The sequence below is a fragment of the Rhodococcus maanshanensis NBRC 100610 genome, from assembly GCF_001894865.1.
Taxonomy (GTDB): Bacteria; Actinomycetota; Actinomycetes; order Mycobacteriales; family Mycobacteriaceae; genus Rhodococcus_G; species Rhodococcus_G maanshanensis.
Genome location: NZ_BCXA01000047.1, coordinates 17884 through 38060 on the forward strand (window position 1 = coordinate 17884; position 20177 = coordinate 38060).

The window sequence follows — 20177 nt, forward strand, 5'->3', positions numbered from 1 at the left end:
GTCGTCGCCACCGCGGCGGCCGCGGCACAGCGTCGGAAAGCCGACGAGCGGAGGCGAACGGTGTACGTAGTCGTGATGGGGTGCGGCCGGGTCGGATCGGCCCTCGCGGCCGGCCTGAACCGGATCGGCCACGAGGTCGCGATCATCGACCGCGATCCCGACGCCTTCCGGCGTCTTGACCCCGGATTCACCGGCCACCGTGTCGTCGGAATGGGATTCGACCGCGATGTCCTGCTCAAGGCGGGCATCGAACGGGCCGAGGCCTTCGCCGCGGTCTCCTCCGGCGACAACTCGAACATCATCTCCGCCCGGGTGGCCAGGGAGAACTTCGGCGTGAGCCGGGTCGTGGCCCGGATCTACGACGCCAAGCGCGCGGCCGTGTACGAACGCCTCGGCATCCCCACCGTGGCCACTGTGCCGTGGACCACCGACCGGTTCCTGCACCACCTCACCCGCGAGAGTCACACCACCAAGTGGCGCGACCCCTCCGGCACCGTCGCGGTCGCGGAACTCGATCTGCACGAGGACTGGGTCGGCCACCAGGTCACCGAACTCGAGGAGCACACCGGGTCCAGGGTCGCCTTCCTCATCCGTTTCGGCACCGGGGTCCTCCCCGACCGCCGCACGGTGATCCAGGCCGACGACCAGGTGTACGTCGCCGCCGTCTCCGGGACGGTCGCCGAAGCGGTCGCGCTTGCCGCCACCGCGCCGCCATCGGACTCCTGATGAGCACCTTCCCGCAGGCGTCGCCGACCGCGGCGCACGAATCGCCAACAGACCCGAACGGATGGACCCGATGAGAGTCGCAATCGCCGGAGCAGGCGCGGTCGGCCGATCGATCGCCCGCGAGCTGATCCGAGGCGACCACCACGTGATGCTGCTCGAGCGCAATCTCGAGCACGTCGACCCCGAGGCGATCCCGGACGCGGTGTGGGTGCACGCCGATGCCTGCGAGCTGGCCCTGCTGGAGTCCGCCGAGCTCGAGTCCTACGACGTCGTGATCGCCGCGACCGGCGACGACAAGGTCAACATCGTGGTCAGCCTCCTGGCCAAGACCGAGTTCGCCGTGCGGCGCGTCGTCGCCCGGGTGAACGACCCCCGCAACGAATGGCTCTTCGACGACTCCTGGGGCGTCGACGTCGCCGTGTCCACCCCGCGCATGCTCGCCTCGCTGGTCGAGGAGGCGGTCTCGGTCGGCGATCTGGTCCGCCTGATGACCTTCCGGCAGGGTCAGGCGAACCTGGTGGAGATCACCCTGCCCGCGGACACCGAGCTGGCCGGTAAGCCTGTCCGCAAGATCCAGCTGCCCCGCGACGCCGCCCTGGTGACCATCCTGCGGGGCGGTCGGGTGATCGTCCCGCAGCAGGACGACCCGATCGAGGGCGGCGACGAGCTGCTCTTCGTCGCCTCCGTCGAGGTCGAGGACGAGCTGCGTGCCGCGGTCGGCGTCAAGCGCTGATCCAAAGGTTCCGAATTGTCATGTAATTGAATTTGTGACCGCATTGTCCGATATCGGGCAATGCGGTCACAAATGAGACGCCCCCGAATTCGGCGGACACAATTCACGGAACGTGCGGTACGTCACAGCCGATGCACCGCACACAATTACCGCGCGCATTGCGCATGCTCGCGGGTGTCGTTCGCTAGGAGCGCTCGTCACCCGAACCATTCGACTGGGCGCCGCGATCGTCCGATTCCACTCCGGCCTCGGGCTCGGTCTCCGCGTCGGCCCCTGCCTCGACCAAGGCCTCGGCGGCACGGTCGGCGCGCCGCACCAACCAGACCGTCGCCACCAGGACCAGCGCGGTCAGCGGCCAGCCCATCGCGATGCGCGAGACCGCGAGCCAACCGGTGTGATCGGTGTCGTAGAGCTGCGACTGCACCAGGTAGCGGGCACCGAACACGAGCGCCCACGCGGCCGTGGCGAGGTCATAGGCCCGGATCGCGGCCCGGCTGCCCCGCCACGAATTGCCGTGGCCGTTGAGGAATCCCCACAGCACGCCGACCAGCGGCCAGCGGAGCAGGATCGAGAGCAGGAAGACCCCTGCGTACGCGAGACTCGTGTAGATCCCGAACAGGAAGTACCCCTTGGCATCCCCGGTCCGGTAGGCGATGAAGGCGCAGACGCCGACGCCGAGGAAGCCCGAGATCGCGGGCTGGATCGCACCCTTGGCGACCACCCGCCACACCAGGACCGCGGCCGCAACGCCAAGGGCCCCCCAGATGGCCGCCGTGAGGCCCCAGATGCTGTTGATCGGGACGAAGACCAGGATCGGCAGGGTCGAGTAGACCAGCCCACTGACTCCGCCGAGCTGTTCGAGAATGGACTGCTCTTGCCTGTCGGTCACCCGACGAGACTGCCACATGTACCGGCGATGGCTACGAATCGCCTCGTAGCTCGTAGTACGGGTTGTAGATGACCTTCTGTCCGTTGCGCTCACCGACGCGCCCGCGGACGAGCAGGGTCTTGCCCGGCTCGATCCCCGCGATCCGGCGCCTGCCGATCCACACCAGCGTCACGGCCTCGGTTCCGTCGAAGAACTCGGCCTCCATGTTCGCGGTCGAGGCCTTGGCACACGTCTCGACGCTGCGTAGCCGCCCGAGCATGGTGACCTCCTCACCGCGACTACAGTCGCAGGCGCGCTGTGCGCCCGACGCCTGCGACGATTCCACCATTGCCTCGGCATCGAGTTGATCGAGGTCCTCGGTGAGCCGGCGGGTCAGCCGACGAAAATAGCCTGTGGCCGCGAGTGCCATAGCGCGCTCCTGGAGCAGGTGCGGTGCGACTGTTTTCGCCCCGCTTGTAGGTCTGTGTGATCGCCACTGTAGACCCATCCCGAACCGCGAACCACACCACTGTGAGGAGTGTCCCGGCCACCGGGCGAATAGCCGATCACGGCCGTGACCGCACCCGTGTGGCACCGGCCCGCGCCGTCGGTGCGACCATCGACTGATGCAGGAGATGACATGGCCGCGGGCGGCGGTGGTGCTGCCGGGAACCGGGTCGGACGCACACTTCGCGGAGAAGGCGTTCTCGGGCGCGTTGACGCAGGTCGGGGTGGAGGTCATCGCCGTGGAGCCCGACCCGCGGCGAGTGGTCGAGAGCTACCTCGACGCGATGGACGCGGCAGCGGACCGGCACGGACGGATCCTCGTCGGCGGCGTGTCGATCGGAGCCGCGGTTGCGGCGCAGTGGGCCGCCCGCAACCAGTCCCGCGTGGCCGGGGTGCTCGCGGCGCTGCCCGCCTGGATCGGCGACCCGGCCGACGCCCCTGCGGCCATGAGTGCCACCGTGACCGCGCGCATGCTGCGCGCGGACGGGCTCGACGCCGTGACCAGCGCGATGATCGAGACCAGCCCGGCGTGGCTGGGCGGCGAGCTGGAGCGGTCCTGGCGATCGCAGTGGCCACACCTGCCCAGCGCCCTCGAGGAGGCCGCGGCCTACCACGGCCTCGTCGAGGAACATCTCGCACGGATCACCGTGCCGGTTGGCATCTGCGCGGCCACCGACGACCCGGTTCACCCCATCGCGGTGGCCCGGCGATGGGTGACCGTGCTCCCGTCGGCCTCGCTGGCCACGGTCACCCTCGACGAGATCGGTGCCGACCCCGGAATCCTCGGCCGGTCCTGCCTGACCGCCCTTTCCTCCTCCTGATCGGCCGCAGAGCCGATCAGCGTCGCAGCTGCTGCATGGCCGAGCCGGATCCGCCCGGACGCTCCTCCGGCGGCAGGGTGTGATCCTGGGCGGCGGCAGCGGCGGCCTGGGCCGCGGCAGCGGCCTCGGCGACGGCGGCCTCCTGGACCTCCGCCGTCTGCTGGGCCTGCGCGGCCTGCTGTTGCGCCTGCATCTGCTGCTGCTGGGCCGCGATCAGCTGCTCGGCCAGCATCTGCGGGAGCACCACGGGGAGGGGGGTCCGCACCGGGTACGGCTCGGCGCCACGGTTGACCACCGTGCCCGCGAGGATCTCCCTGGCGATCGCGGTGAGCGGGGTCTCGAGGCCCGCGGACCCGACGGGGCCTGCCACCACGCACCGGATCATCCAGCGCGGGCCGTCGACGCCGATGAAACGCAGGTCGGCGTTCGGGGTGACCGCGTGCAGCTCGCGACCCCACGGGCCGCTCTGCACGCTGATCTCGGCCTGGTCCGCCCGCAGCGACTCCGCGAGGTCACCCGCGACCTCGCGCCACTGCCCCGGGGACTTCGGCGCGGCATAGGCCGCGATCGTGACCCGGCCGTGCTCGGTGACCAGGTGCACCGCCTGCGGGGTGCCGTCCGGGGCCATCTCCACCTGGATCTGACCGCCCTCGGGAAGCGGGACCTGCACCGATCCGAGGTCCAACCGGGATTGCGCCGCCCCCTCGGGGTCGTCGAGCTCGTCCCGGTCGTACGGCCCGCCCTCGGGCCGTACCTCGACCTCGAACTCGTCGACCTCGGCCTGTGCGTCGACGTCGTCGTGGAACTCCTCGAACTGGTCGAGGTCCTCGTCGGCGGCCTTCTTCTTACGTCCGAAAATCATCGTGCCCCTTCCTCGGGCAGTGCCGACACCGCGTGCAGGCTGGCATGTCCACCACTGGATCCGTATCCGCCCGCACCGCGCGTCGTCTCGTCGAGCGATGTGACCTCAACGAACGAGACCAACTCCACCCGCTGCACCAACAGCTGGGCGATCCGGTCACCGCGACTGATCGCGATCGGCGTGCGCGGATCGTGATTGATCAGACAGACCTTGATCTCACCGCGGTAACCCGCGTCGACCGTGCCCGGTGTGTTCACCACCGACAGACCGGACTTGGCGGCCAGTCCCGACCTGGGATGGATCAGCCCGACGGTGCCGACCGGGAGCGCAACGGCGATTCCGGTCCCCACCAGGGTCCGCTCCCCCGGCTCGATGGTCACGTCGACAGTGGAACAGAGGTCGACACCCGCGTCGCCCACGTGGGCGCGCTGCGGGATCGGCATGTCGGGATCAAGGCGCAGCAGCTCGATGGCTGGAAGATCGCTCACGCGCACCGAGACTACTCTGGATACGTGCCCGAGAACCCTCAACCTGCCTCGACCGCCGCCACCGGCGGCAAGACCGACCCCACCGCGCCGATCTACTCGGAGCGACTGTGGGTACCGCTGTGGTGGTGGGCCGCCGGCCTCGCCGTCGCCGGCCTGCTCGCCGCGGAGGTACACATGGGGAATCCCGGCCTACTGGCCTGGTTGCCGTACCTGCTTCTGTTGCCCTTCCCGGTGTGGGTCCTGCTCTGGCTGAGCCGGCTGCGGATCGAGGTCGGCGCAGGCCCCGGACGCGGCGAACTGCGCGTCGGCAGGGCGAACCTGCCCCTTGACGTGATCTCGCGGGTCGCGGTGGTCCCCGCGACCGCGAAGTCCGCGGCGCTCGGCAGGCAGCTGGACCCCGCCGCCTACGTGCAACACCGAACCTGGATCAAGACGATGGTCCTGATCGTCCTCGACGATCCGGAGGATCCGACGCCGTACTGGCTGGTCAGCACCCGTAGGCCCGCCGAGCTGGCGGCCCTGCTGACGCCGTAGCGTCCCCGGAAACCACTGTGCCCGGCCTGCGAACAGGCCGGGCACGACTTTTGATACCGGGCCGGGGCGCCATGTGCCCCGGTCGGATCCACTACCTGAGCAGCGCCGTCAGGCTGCGCAATCCATGCAGATGAGCACGCCGCCGGCGTCGCTGGCGAGCCTGCTCCTGTGATGCACCAGGAAGCAGCTCGAACACGTGAACTCATCGGCCTGCTTCGGAACGACCCGGACCGACAGTTCCTCGCCGGACAGATCTGCTCCGGGCAGCTCGAACGACTCCGCGGTGTCCGACTCGTCGACGTCGACGACCGCGGACTGCGCTTCATTGCGCCGGGCCTTCAACTCTTCGAGCGAGTCCTCCGAAACCTCGTCGGATTCCGAACGCCTCGGTGCGTCGTAGTCGGTTGCCATCTCGTCTTCCCCTCGTCTTCTCTCGTCATCGATTCCCCCGGCCACACACCACAGCCGAATACACGAATCACCCGTGTGGCTGCATAACGCTCGGGGGCGCCGAATAGTGCCCAAAAGTTAGCGCAGGTAATATGATCTGCACCACATTTGGCCCTTCCGTCCGGTCCTCCAAACGCCTGTCGTGTACGACTGCGGCCGCCAGACAATAGCCGAACTCAGGAGAAAAGTCGCGGGCCATTCACCACACGTCGGAAACTGTCTGAAAATCGACACAAACGGCGGGCCGACCGTGACATTTCCGCGACATTCCGAGCCGTGACCGCGTCGACGACGATCCCGGCACCGCACTCTAGAGTGAGTGCGCACCGGCGCCACAGTGGCGCCTATCGGCGGCGCGGCGGAGAGGTCGGGACGAATCGTGGTTTCACTGATCACACAGGGTCACTCCACCGATGAGCAGGGCCGTCCGTTCCGCAGGCGGCGCGCCATGCCCGTCATCGTGCTGATCAGCATCCTCGCCCTGCTCGGCTCCGTGCTGTGGGTTCGCATCCTCACCAAGGACGAGGAGGTCTCCGCCGCGGTGACGTGCAACCTCCCGCAGCAGGCCTCACAGTCCGACCCGAACGCGCCGACCCCGCAGCCCCTCGGCAAGAAGGTGGACCCGACCACGCTGATGGACACCGAACCCACCACCCTCGCGGCGACCAGGGTCCGGGTCTTCAACGCCAACGGCGAACGCGGCCAGGCCGCGCAGGTGGCCGCGCAGCTGAGCGAGTACGGCTACGCGAGCGCCCCCGACGTCCAGGTCGGCAACGACCCCGTCTACGTCGACCAGAACATGCAGTGCCACGGCCAGATCCGTTTCGGCGCAAACGGTCTCGCCGCCGCCAGCGCCCTGTGGCTGGTCTCACCCTGCGCCGAACTGATCGAGGACCAGCGCCAGGACGACACCGTCGACCTCGCGCTCGGCACCTACTTCAGCGAACTCCGCCCGAACACCGACGCAGAAGAGGTGCTGGCCGTACTGAAGGAGCCCGCGCCCGGCGGCATGGCCGCCGCGCCCGTGGACATCAGCCTCCTCAAGGCCGCCCGCACCGCTCGCTGCTGACGGGTCAGTCCGGGATCGGGTCGAACACGCCCGCCTCGGCGAAGACCTCGTCCAACTCGGCCGCGATCCCGGGGGCCGCAGCGACCACCACCTCGCCTCCAGCGCTCGTCGAGTCAGGCGCCGGCGTGCGGACCCGCGCGCCCGCCTCGCTCGCGATCAGCGAGCCCGCCGCCCAGTCCCACGGGCTGAGTCCGTGCTCGAAGTGCGCGTCGACGCGCCCCGAGGCCACCATGCACAGGTCGAGGGCTGCCGAACCGACCCGGCGGATGTCGCGCACCCGAGGCAGCACCCGACCGATCAGCTCGCCCTGCGCCTGCCTGCGGGACCGCCCGTAGCCGAACCCCGTCGCGAGCAGTGCCACCGACACGTCGGAGACCGGGTTGCACCGCAACTCGTGCTCGGTGCCGTCCGCCTCGAGCCGCGTCGCACCGTGCCCCAACGCCGCCGAATAGACGGCATCGGCCGGGACGTCCACCACCGCACCCGCCACCGAGACACCGTCGATCTGCGCGGCGACCGACACCGCGAAGGCGGGGATGCCGTACAAGAAGTTCACCGTTCCGTCGATGGGGTCGACCACCCAGCGCACGCCCTGGATCTGCTCGGCCTGTCCCCCGCCCTCCTCGCCGAGGATGGCGTCGTCCGGGCGCAGGCCCGCGAGCAGTCCTCGGATCAGTTCCTCGGTCTCGGTGTCCACGACGGTGACCGGATCGGTGGGGTGGCTCTTGGTGGCGACCGAACTGTCCTCCGTGAGGACGCCCGTGGCGGCGAACACCTCGGGGCGGCGAGCACGCACGTGCCGTGCGGCGGTGACGGCCACCCGGACCGCCACTTCACGCAGCGTGCGCGGATCGTCGGGACCGCCGGTGGCGTCACGTTCGGGGGTTGTCGGGATGGCAGCATGGGACCGCAAAGAAGGCACGCCCCATGGTGCCTCATCACCCGACTTCCGCGCCGGTCTTCTTCCAGACGATTAGGGTTTGCGCCATGACTGAATCGACCCAGGCCCTGCGGTCCGAGGACGGCAACGGCAGCAGCCGACGCGGGTTCGGCATCGACGTCGGCGGCAGCGGAGTGAAGGGTGGACTGGTCGATCTGCAGTCCGGTGAGCTGATCGGCGACCGGATCAAGATCGAGACCCCGCACCCGGCCACCCCCGAGGCCATCGCGGGCACCGTCGCGGAGATCGTCGCGCGGGCAGGCTGGGACGGCGCGGTCGGGATCACGCTGCCCGCCGTCGTCACCGGTGGGGTCGCGCGGACCGCGGCCAACATCGACAAGTCCTGGATCGGAACCGACGCGGCGGCCCTGTTCGGTCAGGCGCTCGGCGGCCGCCCCGTGACCGTGCTAAATGATGCCGACGCGGCTGGCGTCGCGGAGGACACCTACGGCGCGGGCAAGGACGTCGACGGTGTGGTCGTCCTGCTGACGTTCGGCACCGGGATCGGATCCGCGATCCTGCACAGGGGCGTCCTGCTCCCCAACACCGAGTTCGGGCACATGGAGGTCCACGGCAAGGAGGCAGAGCACCGCGCCGCCTCCTCGGTGAAGGAGACCAAGGGTCTGTCCTACAAGCAGTGGTCGGCTGAGGTCTCCCGGGTGCTCACCACGTTCGAGAACCTGCTGTGGCCCGACCTGTTCATCGCGGGCGGCGGCATCAGCCGCAAGAGCGAGAAATGGATCCCGTTGCTCACCAATCGCACCCCCGTCGTGCCCGCCGCGCTGCTGAACACGGCGGGCATCGTCGGCGCCGCACTCGCCGCGCAGACCAGCATCGCGTCGTAACACCCGTGGCGATAGTTACAATGGTTACGTCCGGCTCGAAGCCGGCCGAACTCAACTGACCTCTCCGCCGGAAAATCACTCTGGCGTGACGCCGCACGACACCGTCACGAAAGGGCGTACGTGGCCGCCTCCGATACAAGTCAGACCGCCGAACCGAGCACCGAATCGGCGTCCGCCGCGGCGACCAACGGCACCGCCCCCGCGAAGAAGGCCGCGGCGAAGAAGGCTCCAGCCAAGAAGGCCGCTGCTAAGAAGGCCCCTGCTAAGAAGGCCGCAGCCAAGGCTCCTGCCAAGAAGGCCGCAGCGAAGAAGTCCCCAGCCAAGAAGGCGACCAGCAAGGCCGACCCGGGCGTCGATCTCGACGAGGCACCCGACGAAGCCGACATGGCCGATCTCGAGGTGCCCGAGGGTGACCTCGCCGTCGACGAGGTGGTCGAGGTCGTCGCCGTCGGCGAGGACGACGAGGAGACCGCCGAGCCTTCCGACAAGGACAAGGCTTCCGGGGACTTCGTCTGGGACGAGGAAGAGTCCGAGGCCCTCCGGCAGGCCCGCAAGGACGCCGAGCTCACCGCGTCCGCCGACTCGGTTCGCGCCTACCTCAAGCAGATCGGCAAGGTCGCCCTCCTCAACGCAGAGGAGGAGGTCGAACTCGCCAAGCGCATCGAGGCCGGCCTCTACGCCACCCAGCTGATGGCCGAGCACGCCGAGAAGGGCGAGAAGCTCCCCGTCGCGCAGCGCCGCGACATGAACTGGATCTGCCGCGACGGCAACCGCGCGAAGAACCACCTGCTCGAGGCCAACCTGCGACTGGTCGTCTCGCTGGCCAAGCGCTACACCGGCCGCGGCATGGCGTTCCTTGACCTGATCCAGGAGGGCAACCTCGGCCTGATCCGCGCGGTCGAGAAGTTCGACTACACCAAGGGCTACAAGTTCTCCACGTACGCCACCTGGTGGATCCGTCAGGCGATCACCCGCGCGATGGCCGACCAGGCCCGCACCATCCGCATCCCGGTGCACATGGTCGAGGTCATCAACAAGCTCGGCCGCATCCAGCGCGAGCTGCTCCAGGACCTGGGCCGCGAGCCCACGCCCGAAGAGCTCGCCAAGGAAATGGACATCACGCCGGAGAAGGTGCTGGAGATCCAGCAGTACGCGCGTGAGCCCATCTCCCTCGACCAGACGATCGGCGACGAGGGCGACAGCCAGCTCGGCGACTTCATCGAGGACTCCGAGGCAGTGGTTGCCGTCGACGCGGTGTCGTTCACCCTGCTGCAGGATCAGCTGCAGTCGGTGCTCGAGACGCTGTCCGAGCGCGAGGCGGGCGTCGTCCGGCTGCGCTTCGGCCTGACCGACGGCCAGCCCCGCACCCTCGACGAGATCGGCCAGGTCTACGGGGTCACGCGTGAGCGGATCCGTCAGATCGAATCCAAGACGATGTCGAAGCTGCGGCACCCGTCGCGGTCCCAGGTACTCCGGGACTACCTGGACTAAACCCGTCCCGACCAGACGACGAATGCCCCGCCACCGCGAAGGTGGCGGGGCATTCGTGTGCCCGATGGTCACCGGCACCGACATTTCACCCGGCGCACGTCGGGCCGTCATCGGATCCCAAGCGCGCACGCCCCGCGGTGGTCGACACTTGCCGGATGAGTGAGCAGTCCCCTCTCGCCCCGACCTCCCCGCGCGGACCCTCCCGCCGCACGTTCCTGCGCGGCTCCGCCCTCGCAGGCGGCCTCGCGGTCGCCGGTGTCCGACACGCCCCGTCCGCGACCGCCGCGGCGCCGTCCGCCGATCCGGCCCGCGCCGTCGACTACCCCACGTGCTGCCCCGGACCGTTCGCCAACGGCGTCGCCAGCGGCGACCCGTTGCCCAACCGCGTCATCCTCTGGACCCGTCTCATGCCCGAGCGCGTGGCCGGAGCCCCTGGCCCCGTGCGGTGGGAGGTGGCCACCGACCCCGGCATGACGGCACTCGTCCGCTCCGGTGAGCAGACCCCGGTGGCGGAGCACGACTTCACGGTGAAGGTCGACGTCACCGGCCTGTCCCCGGCCTCGACGTACTTCTACCGCTTCACGCACTCCGGCGCGCACTCGATCACGGGGCGAACGCGCACCGCGCCGGCCCCGGGTGCCGCCGTCGACCGGGTGCGCATCGCCACGATGTCCTGCAGCTCCTACTGGTCCTCGTTCTGGAGCGGGTTCGAGCACATCGCCGCCCGGGACGACCTCGATCTCGTGCTGCACGTGGGCGACTACATCTACGACTTCCCCGACAAGGACGAGCTGGTGCGCTCGCGCGTCGGCTTCGCCGACATGGACCACCCGGACAACCGGGACTGGCTCGACCTCGCCGAGGTGCGCAGGCGGTACGCGCTGTGGCGTTCGGACCCCCAGTTCGTCCGGGCCCACCAGCAGCATCCGTGGATGATCGTGTGGGACAACCACGACATCGACGTCGCCTACGGCAACGAGGTGGACGCGCCCGGGATCGACCCGGCATCGGCGACCACGACCCTCCCCGACACGGTGCGCGCGTTCCACGAATGGACTCCGACCCGGCCCGTGCGTGCCGACGGCAGCGGCGAGTTCGTGCTCGTCGACGACGGCTCCTACCCCGCGCCGGAGGATCCCTTGCTCGTCTACCGGGCGCTGCGCTACGGCGACCTCGTCGACGTCGTCGGGATCGACGCCGAGTCGCAAGGCGTGCACGGGCTCCCCGCCGACTCCTCGCATCTGCCGCCCGGGCAGCCGAGCCTCCTCGGTCGGCGGCAGTACGAGTGGCTCACGGCCACGCTCACCGACTCGTCGCACCGGGGAACCCGGTGGCGGGTCATCGGCAACCAGGCGTGGTTCGCGCCGACCGACATCCCGGAGGTCGTGCAGGGGGTGAAGATGCCGAAGCTCGGCATCGGTCGCTGGGGCCGGTACGCCGCCGAGCGCGATGCGATCGTCAACCACCTCCGGGGCGCACGCGGGGAGCGGATCTGGCGGAACGTCATGGTGACCGGCGACGCGCACGGGAATTTCGCGTCCGACGTCATCTCCACGGCGTACCTCGGCGACGGGTATGTCTCGGGGGTCCCCGGCCGCAACACCCGTGACGGTGCCGAACCGCATAACCACGGGGCCGGGGCGGTGCGGGTGAGCACCGGCAACGGCGGCCCGGTGCTCTCAGTCGTCGACGACCCCGCCGACGTCCGAGGCCTGTCCGTCGGTGTCGAGTTCGCCCCCACCTCGATGGGGCGCGGCGGCGCCGACGACATGATCCGCGGTGCCACCGGCCTCGGGCCTGCGGAGTCCACCGAGATCGCGCGCGCCGCCGAAGCTGCGATCCTCACGCTCAACCGCAACACCCAGTTCGTCGAGTGGGTCGACCACGGCTACGGGATCATCGACCTCGACCGCGACCGGGCCGTGTTCGAGTTCTGGTGGCAGGACAAGCACGTGCCGCGGTCGCCGGACGTCCTCGGCCACCAGATGGTGGCATTCGCCGAGGAGGACCGATCGGCGGTGCCGCCGCGGTTCCGGGATCAGATCGATGCCGTCGAGCTGCACGGGCTGCCATACCGGCCGACCTCCGGGGCGCCGCACGGCCCGCAGGCTCCGTGGTTCCCGCCGGAGGCCTAGTCCGACGGGCGCTACCGGCTGCGCAGCGTGGCGGTGAGGTCCCGGATCTGCTCGACGCCCGCCATCGGGACCTAGACTGGAAGCTCCGACGTGACAGCAGTGATGACCCTTCGCCGGCCGTACGGCGACGGGGGTCGTCGCCTTATCGCGAGGTGACCCGAGATGACGACCGAAGACCGGCGGCAGGACCACCCGGACACGGTGGTGTTCGGCAACACGCGCGAGATCGCCGATCGCATCATGGCGTTGCCCGATCGCGTGGTGCGTGCGCTCACGGTCGCCAAGGACCGCTGCGCGGACGGCACCGTGCGACTGCAGATCTTCCACAACCTCTACAACCCCGAGCTCGGCATCGGCCGGTACCTGTTCGTCCCCGGCGACGGCACCGAGCCGTACTGGGTCGAGACGCTCGACGGCACCGTGACGCTGCGCAGCCCGTGCTGCGCGGACGAGGACGCGAAGGTCAGCGACGTCGTCGAGCGGTTCCGCAACGCGCGGCACAAGCGATGACCGCGGCGGACACCGTCAGGTCGTGAGGTAGGGGTCGCTCGACTCCCCAGACGGCTTCTGCGGGCGCCGCATGACGCCGACCAGTGGCTCGACCACCCGCGCCGCCACCGGGCCGAGGATCGCCATCAGCAGCACGTACGCCGTCGCCAGCGCCGCGAGCTCACCCTCGACGGCGCCGGCCGCGACCGCGAGCCCCGCGATGACGATCGAGAACTCGCCGCGGGCGACGAGCGCGGCGCCCGCCCTGGCCCGGCCCATCAGCGCGACACCCTGCCTGCGGGCCGCCCACCACCCCGTCGCGATCTTGGTCGCGGTCGTCGCCACCGCCAGCAGAACCGCCCAGCCGAGGACGGGAGGAATGGTGGCCGGATCGGTGTTCAGCCCGAACACCACGAAGAACATGGCCGCGAACAGGTCCCGCAGGGGCTCGAGTACCTTCGCCGCGTTGCGGGCGGTCGACCCGGAGATCGCGATACCGAGCAGGAATGCCCCGACCGCCGCCGACACCTGCATCGCCGAGGCGATCCCGGCGACCAGGAGCGCCGCGCCCAGCAGCTTGAGGAGGAAGACCTCCTTGTCCTTGCTGTCGACGATCGCCGACACGTAGTGGCCGTAGCGCAGCGCGATCACCAGCACCAAGGTGACAACGCACAACGAGATCGCCAGCGCCTGCAGGCCGCCGAAGAAGCCGACCCCGGCCAGGATCGCGGTCAGGATCGGCAGGTAGACGGCCATGGTCAGGTCCTCGAACACGAGGATCGCCAGCACGACAGGGGTTTCGCGGTTACCGAGCCGGCCCAGGTCATTGAGAACCTTCGCGGCGATGCCCGAGGACGAGATGTAGGTGACGCCGCCCATCACGAGGGCACCGACCGGTCCCCACCCGAGCATGAAGGCGACGATCACGCCGGGCGCCGCGTTGAGCACGATGTCCACCGCGCCCGCCATCCACGACTTGCGCAGGCCGGTGACCAGCTCACTCGCGGTGTACTCGAGGCCGAGCAGCAGGAGCAAAAGGACCACGCCGATCTCGCCCGCCAGGTGTCCGAAGTCGCCGATACCGTCGAGCGTGAAGAACCCGCCCTCGCCGAAGCAGAGGCCGCCCACCAGATAGAGCGGAATCGGCGACATGCCGACCCGGCCGGCCAGCCGCCCGAGGACACCGAGCGCGAAGAACACCGCGCCGAGCTGGATCAGCGAGAGCGCGGTGCTAGTCATGGCGCCCCGGTTTTCTCCCGGAGCTCAACCGTGGAGCTGGGTCCTCGCCGGAACTCATCCGTGGTGCAGGATCTTGGCCGCACCGTCGAGCCCGTCCGAGGTACCCACGGCGACCAAGAGGTCTCCCTCTGTGAGGTTGAAGTCCGGATTCGGTGACGGGTACACCTGCCCGGCCCGCATCACCGCCACCACCGAGACCCCGGTCCTGGTGCGCATCGCGGTCTCCCCCAGCGTCCGTCCGTCGAAGGGCGAGTCCTCGGTGATCGGCAGTTGCCGGGTGTTGATCCCCGGCAGGTCACGGTGCTCCTCACGCAACTGCGAGACCAGCTGCGGGGCACCGAGCAGATTGCCGAGCACCGCGGCCTCCTCGTCGGTCAGCGGCACCGACGCGGCACAGGCGTCGGGATCGTCCTTCTTCGAGACGATCAGGTCCGTCCCGCCGTCCCGATGGGTGACCACGCCGATGCGTCTGCCGGTCGAGAGCTCGAAATCCTTCCGGACGCCGATCCCGGGAAGGGGAGTCACTTCCACGTTCATGACTCAACGGTAGCGCCGCGCGCGGGATCGGTCCCGCGACGCGCGATATCCGCAGGTTCTCAGCGGAAGAAGAGCCCGGCGGCGGCATCGCGGGCGAGCAGGAATCCCGCGATTCCCAGCACCCAGCCCAGCGCACTGTCCGCATGTCTGGACAGGAAGCCGTCCGCGCGCGTCAGCCAGGGCTCGGCCCGCGTGTGCGCCACCGTCCTGGCGAGGATCAGCAGGCAGGCGGGGAGCACCATCATGGCGCAGTAACCGGCCAGCAGCGGGATCGAGACCGCAGGAGACAGCCCGGTCGAGACCATCAGCCCGATCGCGGCGAGGTACGGCAGCATCGTGACCAGTTCGAGGGCACCCGCGCTCATCGCCAGGACCGCGAGCCCGGAGCCGGAGGACTGTGCGCCCAGAGCCTTTGCCCGCCACCGGGTCACCCGACCGCCCGCGCCACCGTCCTTCGACCCGGAGTCGAATCGCCAGCTGATCGCGAACAAGCCGAGGCCGAGCGCCAGCTGCACACCGAGCGCGACGGGTCCGCGCAGCGCGGACCCGGCCGCCGCGATTCCCGTCGACGCCGCGAGCAGGACCAGCACCCCGACCACGAGGTAGAAGCCCGCGATCACGCCCAGGTACGCGACCATCCGCCGCACCGGCGGCCGCTCCGGGGACATCAACAACCACAGCGGTATCACCAGCGTCCCCAGGCTGGTGCTGTCCACAAGGGCGAGCGCGACCAGCCCGAGCACGAGTGCCATGTCCATGCCGATGATCGTCACCGCCTCGGCGCGGCCGGGACATCGCCCGACCGCCGGATCGGCCGTCCTCCTTTGGGACGACGTGCCTGCGGGGGTCGGTGTGCTGTGATGATGGCGTGTCACGCTGGTCCGCCCTGCCCTCACTCGCCCAGAGTGCGCTGATCGCGCTCCTCGCGTTCGCCGCAGGCACCGCGCTCTACGCGACCACCCTGTACGCGCTCGCCCCGGTGTCCACCGAGGCCCCCGTCACGATCAGACTGGCTCTGCTCGCGGCGATCTGCGGCACGGCCGTGTTCCGCCGGGACCGCCCGGTGCTGGCGATCTGGCTCGCCACCGTCCCCCTCGGCATCGACTTCGCGCTCGGGCCGACGCTGCCGATCTGGCTGGTCTTCTCCGACCTCGTGTATGCGGTCGCGCTCTACGGCACCGCACGGCAGTCCCGCACCGTGGTCGGCGTTGCTGCGGCGGGCACCATGGGATGCCTGGTCCTGGTGCTGGCCCTCACCAGGAGCTGGCAGCCGCTGGTGATCGGCACGATCGCGGCGTTCGCCTTCGTCGGCACCCCGCTGTGGTGGGGGCGCGCGGTACGGCTGCACAAGGACGTCGCCGACTCCGAGCGTGCGCGAGCCGAGGCACTGACCACCATCGCGGAACTGGACCGCCAGGCGGCGATCGCGGACGAGCGGAACCGGATGGCCCGGGATCTGCACGACGTGGTCGCCGGCCACCTGTCCGCCATCGCCATCCAATCCGAGGCCGCCCTCGGCATCACCGGCGCGGAGTCCGACGAGCGCCTGCGCCGCATCCTGAAATCCGTGCGCGGCAACAGCATCGACGCGCTCGAGGAGATGCGCTCGATGATCGGTCTGCTCCGCACGGACGTCGTCGACGAGGCGGCGGCGCCCGGCCGTCTCCGCCAGCTCGCCAAACTGGTCGACTCCGCACACGCCGCGGGCACCGAGGTCGCGGTGCACGACGACCTCGCACCCGGCCAGCTCCCCACCGCCGTTGACCACACCGCCTATCGGATCGCCCAGGAGGCCCTCACCAATGCCATCAAGCACGCACCGGGGCGCCCGGTCGAGCTCACCCTTCGGTCGCAGTCCGGGCAGCTGCTGATGACGGTGTGCAATCCGCTTCCGCCGCGAGGGTTCCCGTCGGATCCGCCACGCCTGCGCACCGGGCTCACGAACATGCGCGAGCGCACCGAACTGCTCGGTGGCCGGTTCAGCGCCGGCCCGGACACCGACGGCTGGCGGGTCGCGGTGTCCATCCCCCTCGACGGGCCGGCGGCCGGCGGATGATCCGGGTTGTGGTCGCCGACGACCACTCCGCGATCCGATCCGGGCTGTCGATGATCCTCGCGACCGCCGACGACATCGAGGTGGTCGGCGAGGCCGCCGACGGCGACGTGGCGCTCGGCCAGGCCCGTGCACTGCGGCCCGACGTGGTGCTGATGGACGTCCGGATGCCGGGCACCGACGGCATCGCGGCGACCAGGGAGATCACCGCGGCGGGCCTGGCCCACGTGCTGGTGCTGACCACCTTCGACATCGACGAGTACGTCTTCGGGGCGCTGCAGGCAGGCGCCTCCGGGTTCCTGCTGAAATCGGCGACCGCCGCCGAGCTGACGGCGGCCGTGCGCGCGGTCGCCGCGGGGGACGGCGTCCTGGCACCACAGGTCACCCGCACCTTGATCGACGCCTTCGCCGCGACCCGCCCGGTCCCGGCGCGGCAGCCCGCGGGCATCGGCGACCTCACCGACCGCGAGCGGGAGGTGCTCGATTGTCTCGGCGACGGTCTGACGAACCAGCAGATCGCCGGACGCCTGTTCATCGGCGAGACCACCGTCAAGACCCACGTGTCCCGGGTGCTCACCAAGCTCGGCGTCAGCTCACGCGTTCAGGCCGCGATCATCGCAAGGGAACTCCCCGCGTCCTAGTCCTCGGGCGTCCCGAACGACCCGTCGGGACCGGGTCGGTACGCGCGCACCCCGGTGACCGCCACCACCGGGAGCGGACCGTACAGGTGCGGGAACCTCATCGACTCCGGGTCGGTCGGCACGCCGGGCTCCCAGCGGACCTCGGCCCCGAGTCGCTCCCTGTCGAGGTACAGCAGCACGAGGTCGGTGCGGCCGGCGAACAGCCGATTCGCGGGCAGGTGAACCTGCTCGGTGCTCGAGAGGTGGACGAACCCGTCGGCGTCATAGGTCTCGGGCAGCCGCTCCCCCGCCCGTTGCGCCTGCCGCCACTGCTCGGTGGTGCAGATGTGTACGAGGGTGCTGTCCGGATGAGTCACCCCCGCAGGCTATCCGGGGCACCGCGGTAGTGATCTCCGTCACGCGCGAGACCCGTGTTCCCTGTTAGTGAAACCACAAAGAAACGCCGACGGGAACAACTCCTGAAGCCCAAACGTCTGACAGAGTGGATTCACCGCGCCACTCCGGTGCGGCGGACCAGGCCCCAGGCACTCGGTTTCGGCCGAACGCCAGTACGGAGGAGTCATGCCCGGAACACTGACCAGCCCCCCATTGACCGCTGCCGACCGGTGCGACCGGTGTGGTGCGGGAGCCCGCGTGCGCGCGGTCCTCTCGACTGGTGGAGAGCTTCTCTTCTGCCAGCACCACGCCAATGAGCACGAGGGTCGTCTCCGCGCGATGAACGCCACCATCGTCTCCGATGCGGTACTCGACGAGGCGACGATCTAGGCCGTCAGCCAAACCGGGCGCCCGTTCGGGGCACCCCAGTCAGCACAGAGCCCGCACCTGTAGGTGCGGGCTCTGTCTTGTTCTCACCACTGCCGGAGCATCGCGATCCGTTCGGTGAGCTGTTCGACCGTGGCGATCGCGGTCGGCGGACCGCCGCACACGCGGCGCAACTCACCGTGGATCCACCCGTGCGGTTTGCCGGTTCGGTGGTGCTGCATCGCGACGAGACCGTTGAGCTCCTTGCGCAGTTCCGCGAGCTTGTTCGCGGACGACACCCGGTCGGCCACCGCGGCGGGCGCCTGGACCGGCGCGGCTTCCCTTGCCCCCTTGTCCATCTGACCGGCCTGGCGCTCACGCAGCAGGGCCCGCATCTGATCGGCGTCGAGCAGCCCCGGCAGGCCCAGGTAATCCGCCTCCTCGTCGCTGCCCGCGAAGGTCGCCGTCCCGAACGAGGATCCGTCGTAGATCACCTGGTCGAGCTCCGCGTCGGCGCCGAGCGAGGTGAACGCCTTCTCCTCCTCGCCCGGTTCGTCCTTCTGCTTGTTGGCGTCGACGAGCAGATCGTCGTCGAGTCCGTCCTTCTCCCGATGCGGCTTGCCGAGCACGTGGTCGCGCTGCAGCTCGAGCTGGCTGGCGAGGTCGAGCAGCACCGGCACCGACGGCACGAAGACGCTCGCCGTCTCACCCTTGGCCCGCGAACGCACGAACCGGCCGATGGCCTGGGCGAAGAACAGCGGTGTCGAGGAACTGGTGGCGTAGACGCCGACGGCAAGGCGCGGCACGTCGACACCCTCGGACACCATCCGCACCGCGACCATCCACGGCTCGGTGCTGTCGCTGAACTCGGCGATCTTCTTCGAGGCCGTCGGGTCGTCGGACAGCACGACGGTCGGCGCCCGCCCGGTGCCGGCCTCGAGGATCTTCGCGTACGCCCGCGCGACCGTCTGGTCCGTCGCGATGACCAGCCCGCCCGCATCGGGCATGCCGCCCGCGCGCAGCTGCTGCAGCCGCGTGTTCGCCGCGGTGAGCACCGACGGGATCCAGTCACCGTTCGGGTCGAGGGCGGTCCGCCACGCGCGCGCGGTCTGCTCGGCGGAGAGCGGCTCGCCGAGCCTGGCCGCGAACTCCTCGCCTGCGTTGTTGCGCCAGCGCGCCTCCCCCGAGTACGCGAGGAAGACCACCGGGCGCACCACGCCGTCGGCGAGGGCGTCCGAGTAGCCGTAGGAATGGTCGGCCTTCGACCGCATCAGACCCTCGCGGTCCGGCTCGTACTGCACGAACGGGATCGCGCTGTCGTCGCTGCGGAAGGGCGTACCGGTCAGCGCCAGCCGCCGGGTGGCGGGCTCGTACGCCTCCCGGATCGCGTCGCCCCAGCTCTTGGCGTCGCCACCGTGGTGGATCTCGTCGAGGATCACCAGGGTCCGCCGGTTCTCGGTGCGCACCCTGTGCTTGGTCGGATGCGATGCCACCTGGGCGTAGGTGACGACCACACCGTGGTACTCGGCGGACGTCTGCCCTGTCGAGTTGGTGAAGTTCGAGTCCAGCGCGATGCCCATCCGCGCGGCGGCCCCCGACCACTGGTGCTTGAGGTGTTCGGTGGGCGCGACGACGGTCACCTGGTCAATCGTGCGGTCGCGCAGCAGCTCCGAGGCGACCCGGAGCGCGAAGGTCGTCTTACCCGCGCCTGGCGTCGCCACCGCGAGGAAGTCGCGGGGCCCGGTGGCCAGGTACTTGGTGAGCGCGCGACGCTGCCACGCTCGGAGGGTGGCGACGGGTGCGGGTGGTGTCGATTCGGTACTACCCGTGAGCACTGTCGCTGCCGCTCCTTCTGTGCTGCGTACATGATGCGATCGTTCGCGGTGATTCGATCCTGGAGGAGCCTAACCCCGACCACCGACGTTCCCCACATCACCGACGACCGCGCGTCGCGGCGTGTTCGCGGACCGGCCGCGATCTCTGGTAGCGGCACATTTCTCCCGACACG

The 20177-nt window shown here is 69.8% G+C and carries 23 protein-coding genes; 12 read left to right on the top strand and 11 right to left on the bottom strand.

Features of this window, described 5'->3' with window-relative positions; all coding sequences use genetic code 11:
* Positions 1 to 60 precede the first annotated feature (60 nt).
* Both RM1_RS20945 and RM1_RS20950 read left to right on the top strand, forming a co-directional pair.
* Positions 61 to 726, top strand: a complete 666-nt coding sequence (locus RM1_RS20945; protein WP_072753624.1) for a potassium channel family protein — start codon at positions 61 to 63, stop codon at positions 724 to 726.
* Between the two features lie 70 nt (positions 727 to 796).
* Positions 797 to 1459: a potassium channel family protein gene (locus RM1_RS20950; RefSeq protein ID WP_027499556.1), complete on the top strand. Its 663-nt coding sequence runs from the start codon at positions 797 to 799 to the stop codon at positions 1457 to 1459.
* A 184-nt stretch (positions 1460 to 1643) separates the two neighbouring features.
* Here RM1_RS20950 and RM1_RS20955 read toward each other — a convergent pair whose 3' ends face one another.
* Both RM1_RS20955 and RM1_RS20960 read right to left on the bottom strand, forming a co-directional pair.
* The gene (locus RM1_RS20955) at positions 1644 to 2348 is read right to left on the bottom strand and encodes a DUF3159 domain-containing protein (RefSeq protein WP_174562985.1); all 705 of its coding nucleotides are present in this window, start codon (positions 2346 to 2348) and stop codon (positions 1644 to 1646) included.
* A gap of 31 nt (positions 2349 to 2379) precedes the next feature.
* On the bottom strand, positions 2380 to 2757 hold the full coding sequence (locus RM1_RS20960) for an OB-fold nucleic acid binding domain-containing protein (RefSeq protein ID WP_027499555.1): 378 nt from the start codon (positions 2755 to 2757) through the stop codon (positions 2380 to 2382).
* A 196-nt stretch (positions 2758 to 2953) separates the two neighbouring features.
* On the opposite strand from RM1_RS20960, the gene RM1_RS20965 reads away from it, so the two are divergent.
* On the top strand, positions 2954 to 3655 hold the full coding sequence (locus RM1_RS20965) for an alpha/beta fold hydrolase (protein ID WP_072753626.1): 702 nt from the start codon (positions 2954 to 2956) through the stop codon (positions 3653 to 3655).
* Positions 3656 to 3671: 16 nt separating this feature from the next.
* On the opposite strand, the gene RM1_RS20970 is transcribed toward RM1_RS20965, so the two are convergent.
* On the bottom strand, positions 3672 to 4514 hold the full coding sequence (locus RM1_RS20970) for a DUF3710 domain-containing protein (protein WP_072753646.1): 843 nt from the start codon (positions 4512 to 4514) through the stop codon (positions 3672 to 3674).
* Positions 4514 to 5005 (bottom strand): dUTP diphosphatase, encoded by a 492-nt coding sequence (gene dut, locus RM1_RS20975; protein WP_072753647.1) that lies wholly within the window; start codon positions 5003 to 5005, stop codon positions 4514 to 4516. Before dut ends, RM1_RS20970 begins: the two co-directional genes overlap by 1 nt.
* 24 nt (positions 5006 to 5029) lie before the next feature.
* Here dut and RM1_RS20980 point away from each other — a divergent pair, with 24 nt between their 5' ends.
* Positions 5030 to 5539: a DUF3093 domain-containing protein gene (locus tag RM1_RS20980; protein WP_083576878.1), complete on the top strand. Its 510-nt coding sequence runs from the start codon at positions 5030 to 5032 to the stop codon at positions 5537 to 5539.
* Positions 5540 to 5647: 108 nt separating this feature from the next.
* Here the strand turns inward: RM1_RS20980 and RM1_RS20985 are convergent, their stop codons facing one another.
* Positions 5648 to 5950: a DUF4193 domain-containing protein gene (locus RM1_RS20985; protein WP_027499550.1), complete on the bottom strand. Its 303-nt coding sequence runs from the start codon at positions 5948 to 5950 to the stop codon at positions 5648 to 5650.
* Positions 5951 to 6368: 418 nt separating this feature from the next.
* Here RM1_RS20985 and cei point away from each other — a divergent pair, with 418 nt between their 5' ends.
* Entirely contained in the window at positions 6369 to 7058 is a 690-nt protein-coding gene (gene cei / locus RM1_RS20990) for an envelope integrity protein Cei (protein WP_072753627.1), read from the top strand.
* Between the two features lie 4 nt (positions 7059 to 7062).
* Here the strand turns inward: cei and RM1_RS20995 are convergent, their stop codons facing one another.
* Positions 7063 to 7953 (bottom strand): inositol monophosphatase family protein, encoded by an 891-nt coding sequence (locus RM1_RS20995; RefSeq protein ID WP_072753649.1) that lies wholly within the window; start codon positions 7951 to 7953, stop codon positions 7063 to 7065.
* 92 nt (positions 7954 to 8045) lie between these two features.
* Between RM1_RS20995 and ppgK the strand changes: the two genes are divergently transcribed.
* The 4 genes from ppgK (at position 8046) to RM1_RS21015 (ending at position 12979) form a co-directional block, all read left to right on the top strand.
* Entirely contained in the window at positions 8046 to 8843 is a 798-nt protein-coding gene (gene ppgK / locus RM1_RS21000) for a polyphosphate--glucose phosphotransferase (protein WP_051636888.1), read from the top strand.
* A gap of 120 nt (positions 8844 to 8963) precedes the next feature.
* The gene (locus RM1_RS21005) at positions 8964 to 10334 is read left to right on the top strand and encodes an RNA polymerase sigma factor (RefSeq protein ID WP_027499546.1); all 1371 of its coding nucleotides are present in this window, start codon (positions 8964 to 8966) and stop codon (positions 10332 to 10334) included.
* 155 nt (positions 10335 to 10489) lie between these two features.
* A complete protein-coding gene (locus RM1_RS21010; RefSeq protein ID WP_072753628.1) occupies positions 10490 to 12469 on the top strand; it encodes an alkaline phosphatase D family protein in 1980 nt (659 codons plus the stop codon).
* A gap of 162 nt (positions 12470 to 12631) precedes the next feature.
* Complete coding sequence (locus RM1_RS21015) at positions 12632 to 12979, top strand: hypothetical protein (RefSeq protein ID WP_072753629.1); 348 nt, start codon at positions 12632 to 12634, stop codon at positions 12977 to 12979.
* Positions 12980 to 12994: 15 nt separating this feature from the next.
* Here RM1_RS21015 and RM1_RS21020 read toward each other — a convergent pair whose 3' ends face one another.
* From RM1_RS21020 to RM1_RS21030, 3 genes are read right to left on the bottom strand one after another with little or no spacing between them, the layout of a single operon-like run.
* Positions 12995 to 14197, bottom strand: coding sequence for a cation:proton antiporter (locus RM1_RS21020; RefSeq protein ID WP_072753630.1), 1203 nt, complete (start codon positions 14195 to 14197; stop codon positions 12995 to 12997).
* A 54-nt stretch (positions 14198 to 14251) separates the two neighbouring features.
* On the bottom strand, positions 14252 to 14734 hold the full coding sequence (locus RM1_RS21025) for a cation:proton antiporter regulatory subunit (protein ID WP_027499543.1): 483 nt from the start codon (positions 14732 to 14734) through the stop codon (positions 14252 to 14254).
* Between the two features lie 59 nt (positions 14735 to 14793).
* Entirely contained in the window at positions 14794 to 15492 is a 699-nt protein-coding gene (locus RM1_RS21030) for a GAP family protein (protein ID WP_072753631.1), read from the bottom strand.
* 110 nt (positions 15493 to 15602) lie between these two features.
* Here RM1_RS21030 and RM1_RS21035 point away from each other — a divergent pair, with 110 nt between their 5' ends.
* Together RM1_RS21035 and RM1_RS21040 are read left to right on the top strand one after the other, a co-directional pair.
* Positions 15603 to 16790 (top strand): sensor histidine kinase, encoded by a 1188-nt coding sequence (locus RM1_RS21035; protein WP_072753632.1) that lies wholly within the window; start codon positions 15603 to 15605, stop codon positions 16788 to 16790.
* On the top strand, positions 16787 to 17428 hold the full coding sequence (locus RM1_RS21040) for a response regulator (RefSeq protein ID WP_072753633.1): 642 nt from the start codon (positions 16787 to 16789) through the stop codon (positions 17426 to 17428). The genes RM1_RS21035 and RM1_RS21040 overlap by 4 nt, the downstream gene beginning before the upstream one ends.
* On the opposite strand, the gene RM1_RS21045 is transcribed toward RM1_RS21040, so the two are convergent.
* Positions 17425 to 17784, bottom strand: coding sequence for a DUF952 domain-containing protein (locus RM1_RS21045; RefSeq protein WP_072753634.1), 360 nt, complete (start codon positions 17782 to 17784; stop codon positions 17425 to 17427). The genes RM1_RS21040 and RM1_RS21045 overlap by 4 nt on opposite strands.
* A gap of 205 nt (positions 17785 to 17989) precedes the next feature.
* On the opposite strand from RM1_RS21045, the gene RM1_RS21050 reads away from it, so the two are divergent.
* Positions 17990 to 18193, top strand: a complete 204-nt coding sequence (locus RM1_RS21050; protein ID WP_027499538.1) for a DUF7455 domain-containing protein — start codon at positions 17990 to 17992, stop codon at positions 18191 to 18193.
* 83 nt (positions 18194 to 18276) lie between these two features.
* Here the strand turns inward: RM1_RS21050 and RM1_RS21055 are convergent, their stop codons facing one another.
* Positions 18277 to 20004 carry a DEAD/DEAH box helicase gene (locus RM1_RS21055; protein ID WP_072753635.1) on the bottom strand — a complete coding sequence of 576 codons (1728 nt, stop codon included), beginning with the start codon at positions 20002 to 20004 and terminating at the stop codon, positions 18277 to 18279.
* Positions 20005 to 20177 lie beyond the last annotated feature (173 nt).

Bases quoted from the DNA above. Each gene is read 5' to 3' on its own strand.
- RM1_RS21040 (WP_072753633.1), top strand. From the start codon at position 16,787: ATGATCCGGGTTGTGGTCGCCGACGACCACTCCGCGATCCGATCCGGG.
- RM1_RS20985 (WP_027499550.1), bottom strand. From the start codon at position 5,950: ATGGCAACCGACTACGACGCACCGAGGCGTTCGGAATCCGACGAGGTT.
- RM1_RS21020 (WP_072753630.1), bottom strand. From the start codon at position 14,197: ATGACTAGCACCGCGCTCTCGCTGATCCAGCTCGGCGCGGTGTTCTTC.
- RM1_RS21010 (WP_072753628.1), top strand. From the start codon at position 10,490: ATGAGTGAGCAGTCCCCTCTCGCCCCGACCTCCCCGCGCGGACCCTCC.
- RM1_RS20960 (WP_027499555.1), bottom strand. From the start codon at position 2,757: ATGGCACTCGCGGCCACAGGCTATTTTCGTCGGCTGACCCGCCGGCTC.
- RM1_RS20965 (WP_072753626.1), top strand. From the start codon at position 2,954: ATGCAGGAGATGACATGGCCGCGGGCGGCGGTGGTGCTGCCGGGAACC.
- RM1_RS21025 (WP_027499543.1), bottom strand. From the start codon at position 14,734: ATGAACGTGGAAGTGACTCCCCTTCCCGGGATCGGCGTCCGGAAGGAT.
- RM1_RS20950 (WP_027499556.1), top strand. From the start codon at position 797: ATGAGAGTCGCAATCGCCGGAGCAGGCGCGGTCGGCCGATCGATCGCC.
- RM1_RS21050 (WP_027499538.1), top strand. From the start codon at position 17,990: ATGCCCGGAACACTGACCAGCCCCCCATTGACCGCTGCCGACCGGTGC.
- ppgK (WP_051636888.1), top strand. From the start codon at position 8,046: ATGACTGAATCGACCCAGGCCCTGCGGTCCGAGGACGGCAACGGCAGC.
- RM1_RS21015 (WP_072753629.1), top strand. From the start codon at position 12,632: ATGACGACCGAAGACCGGCGGCAGGACCACCCGGACACGGTGGTGTTC.
- RM1_RS21030 (WP_072753631.1), bottom strand. From the start codon at position 15,492: ATGGACATGGCACTCGTGCTCGGGCTGGTCGCGCTCGCCCTTGTGGAC.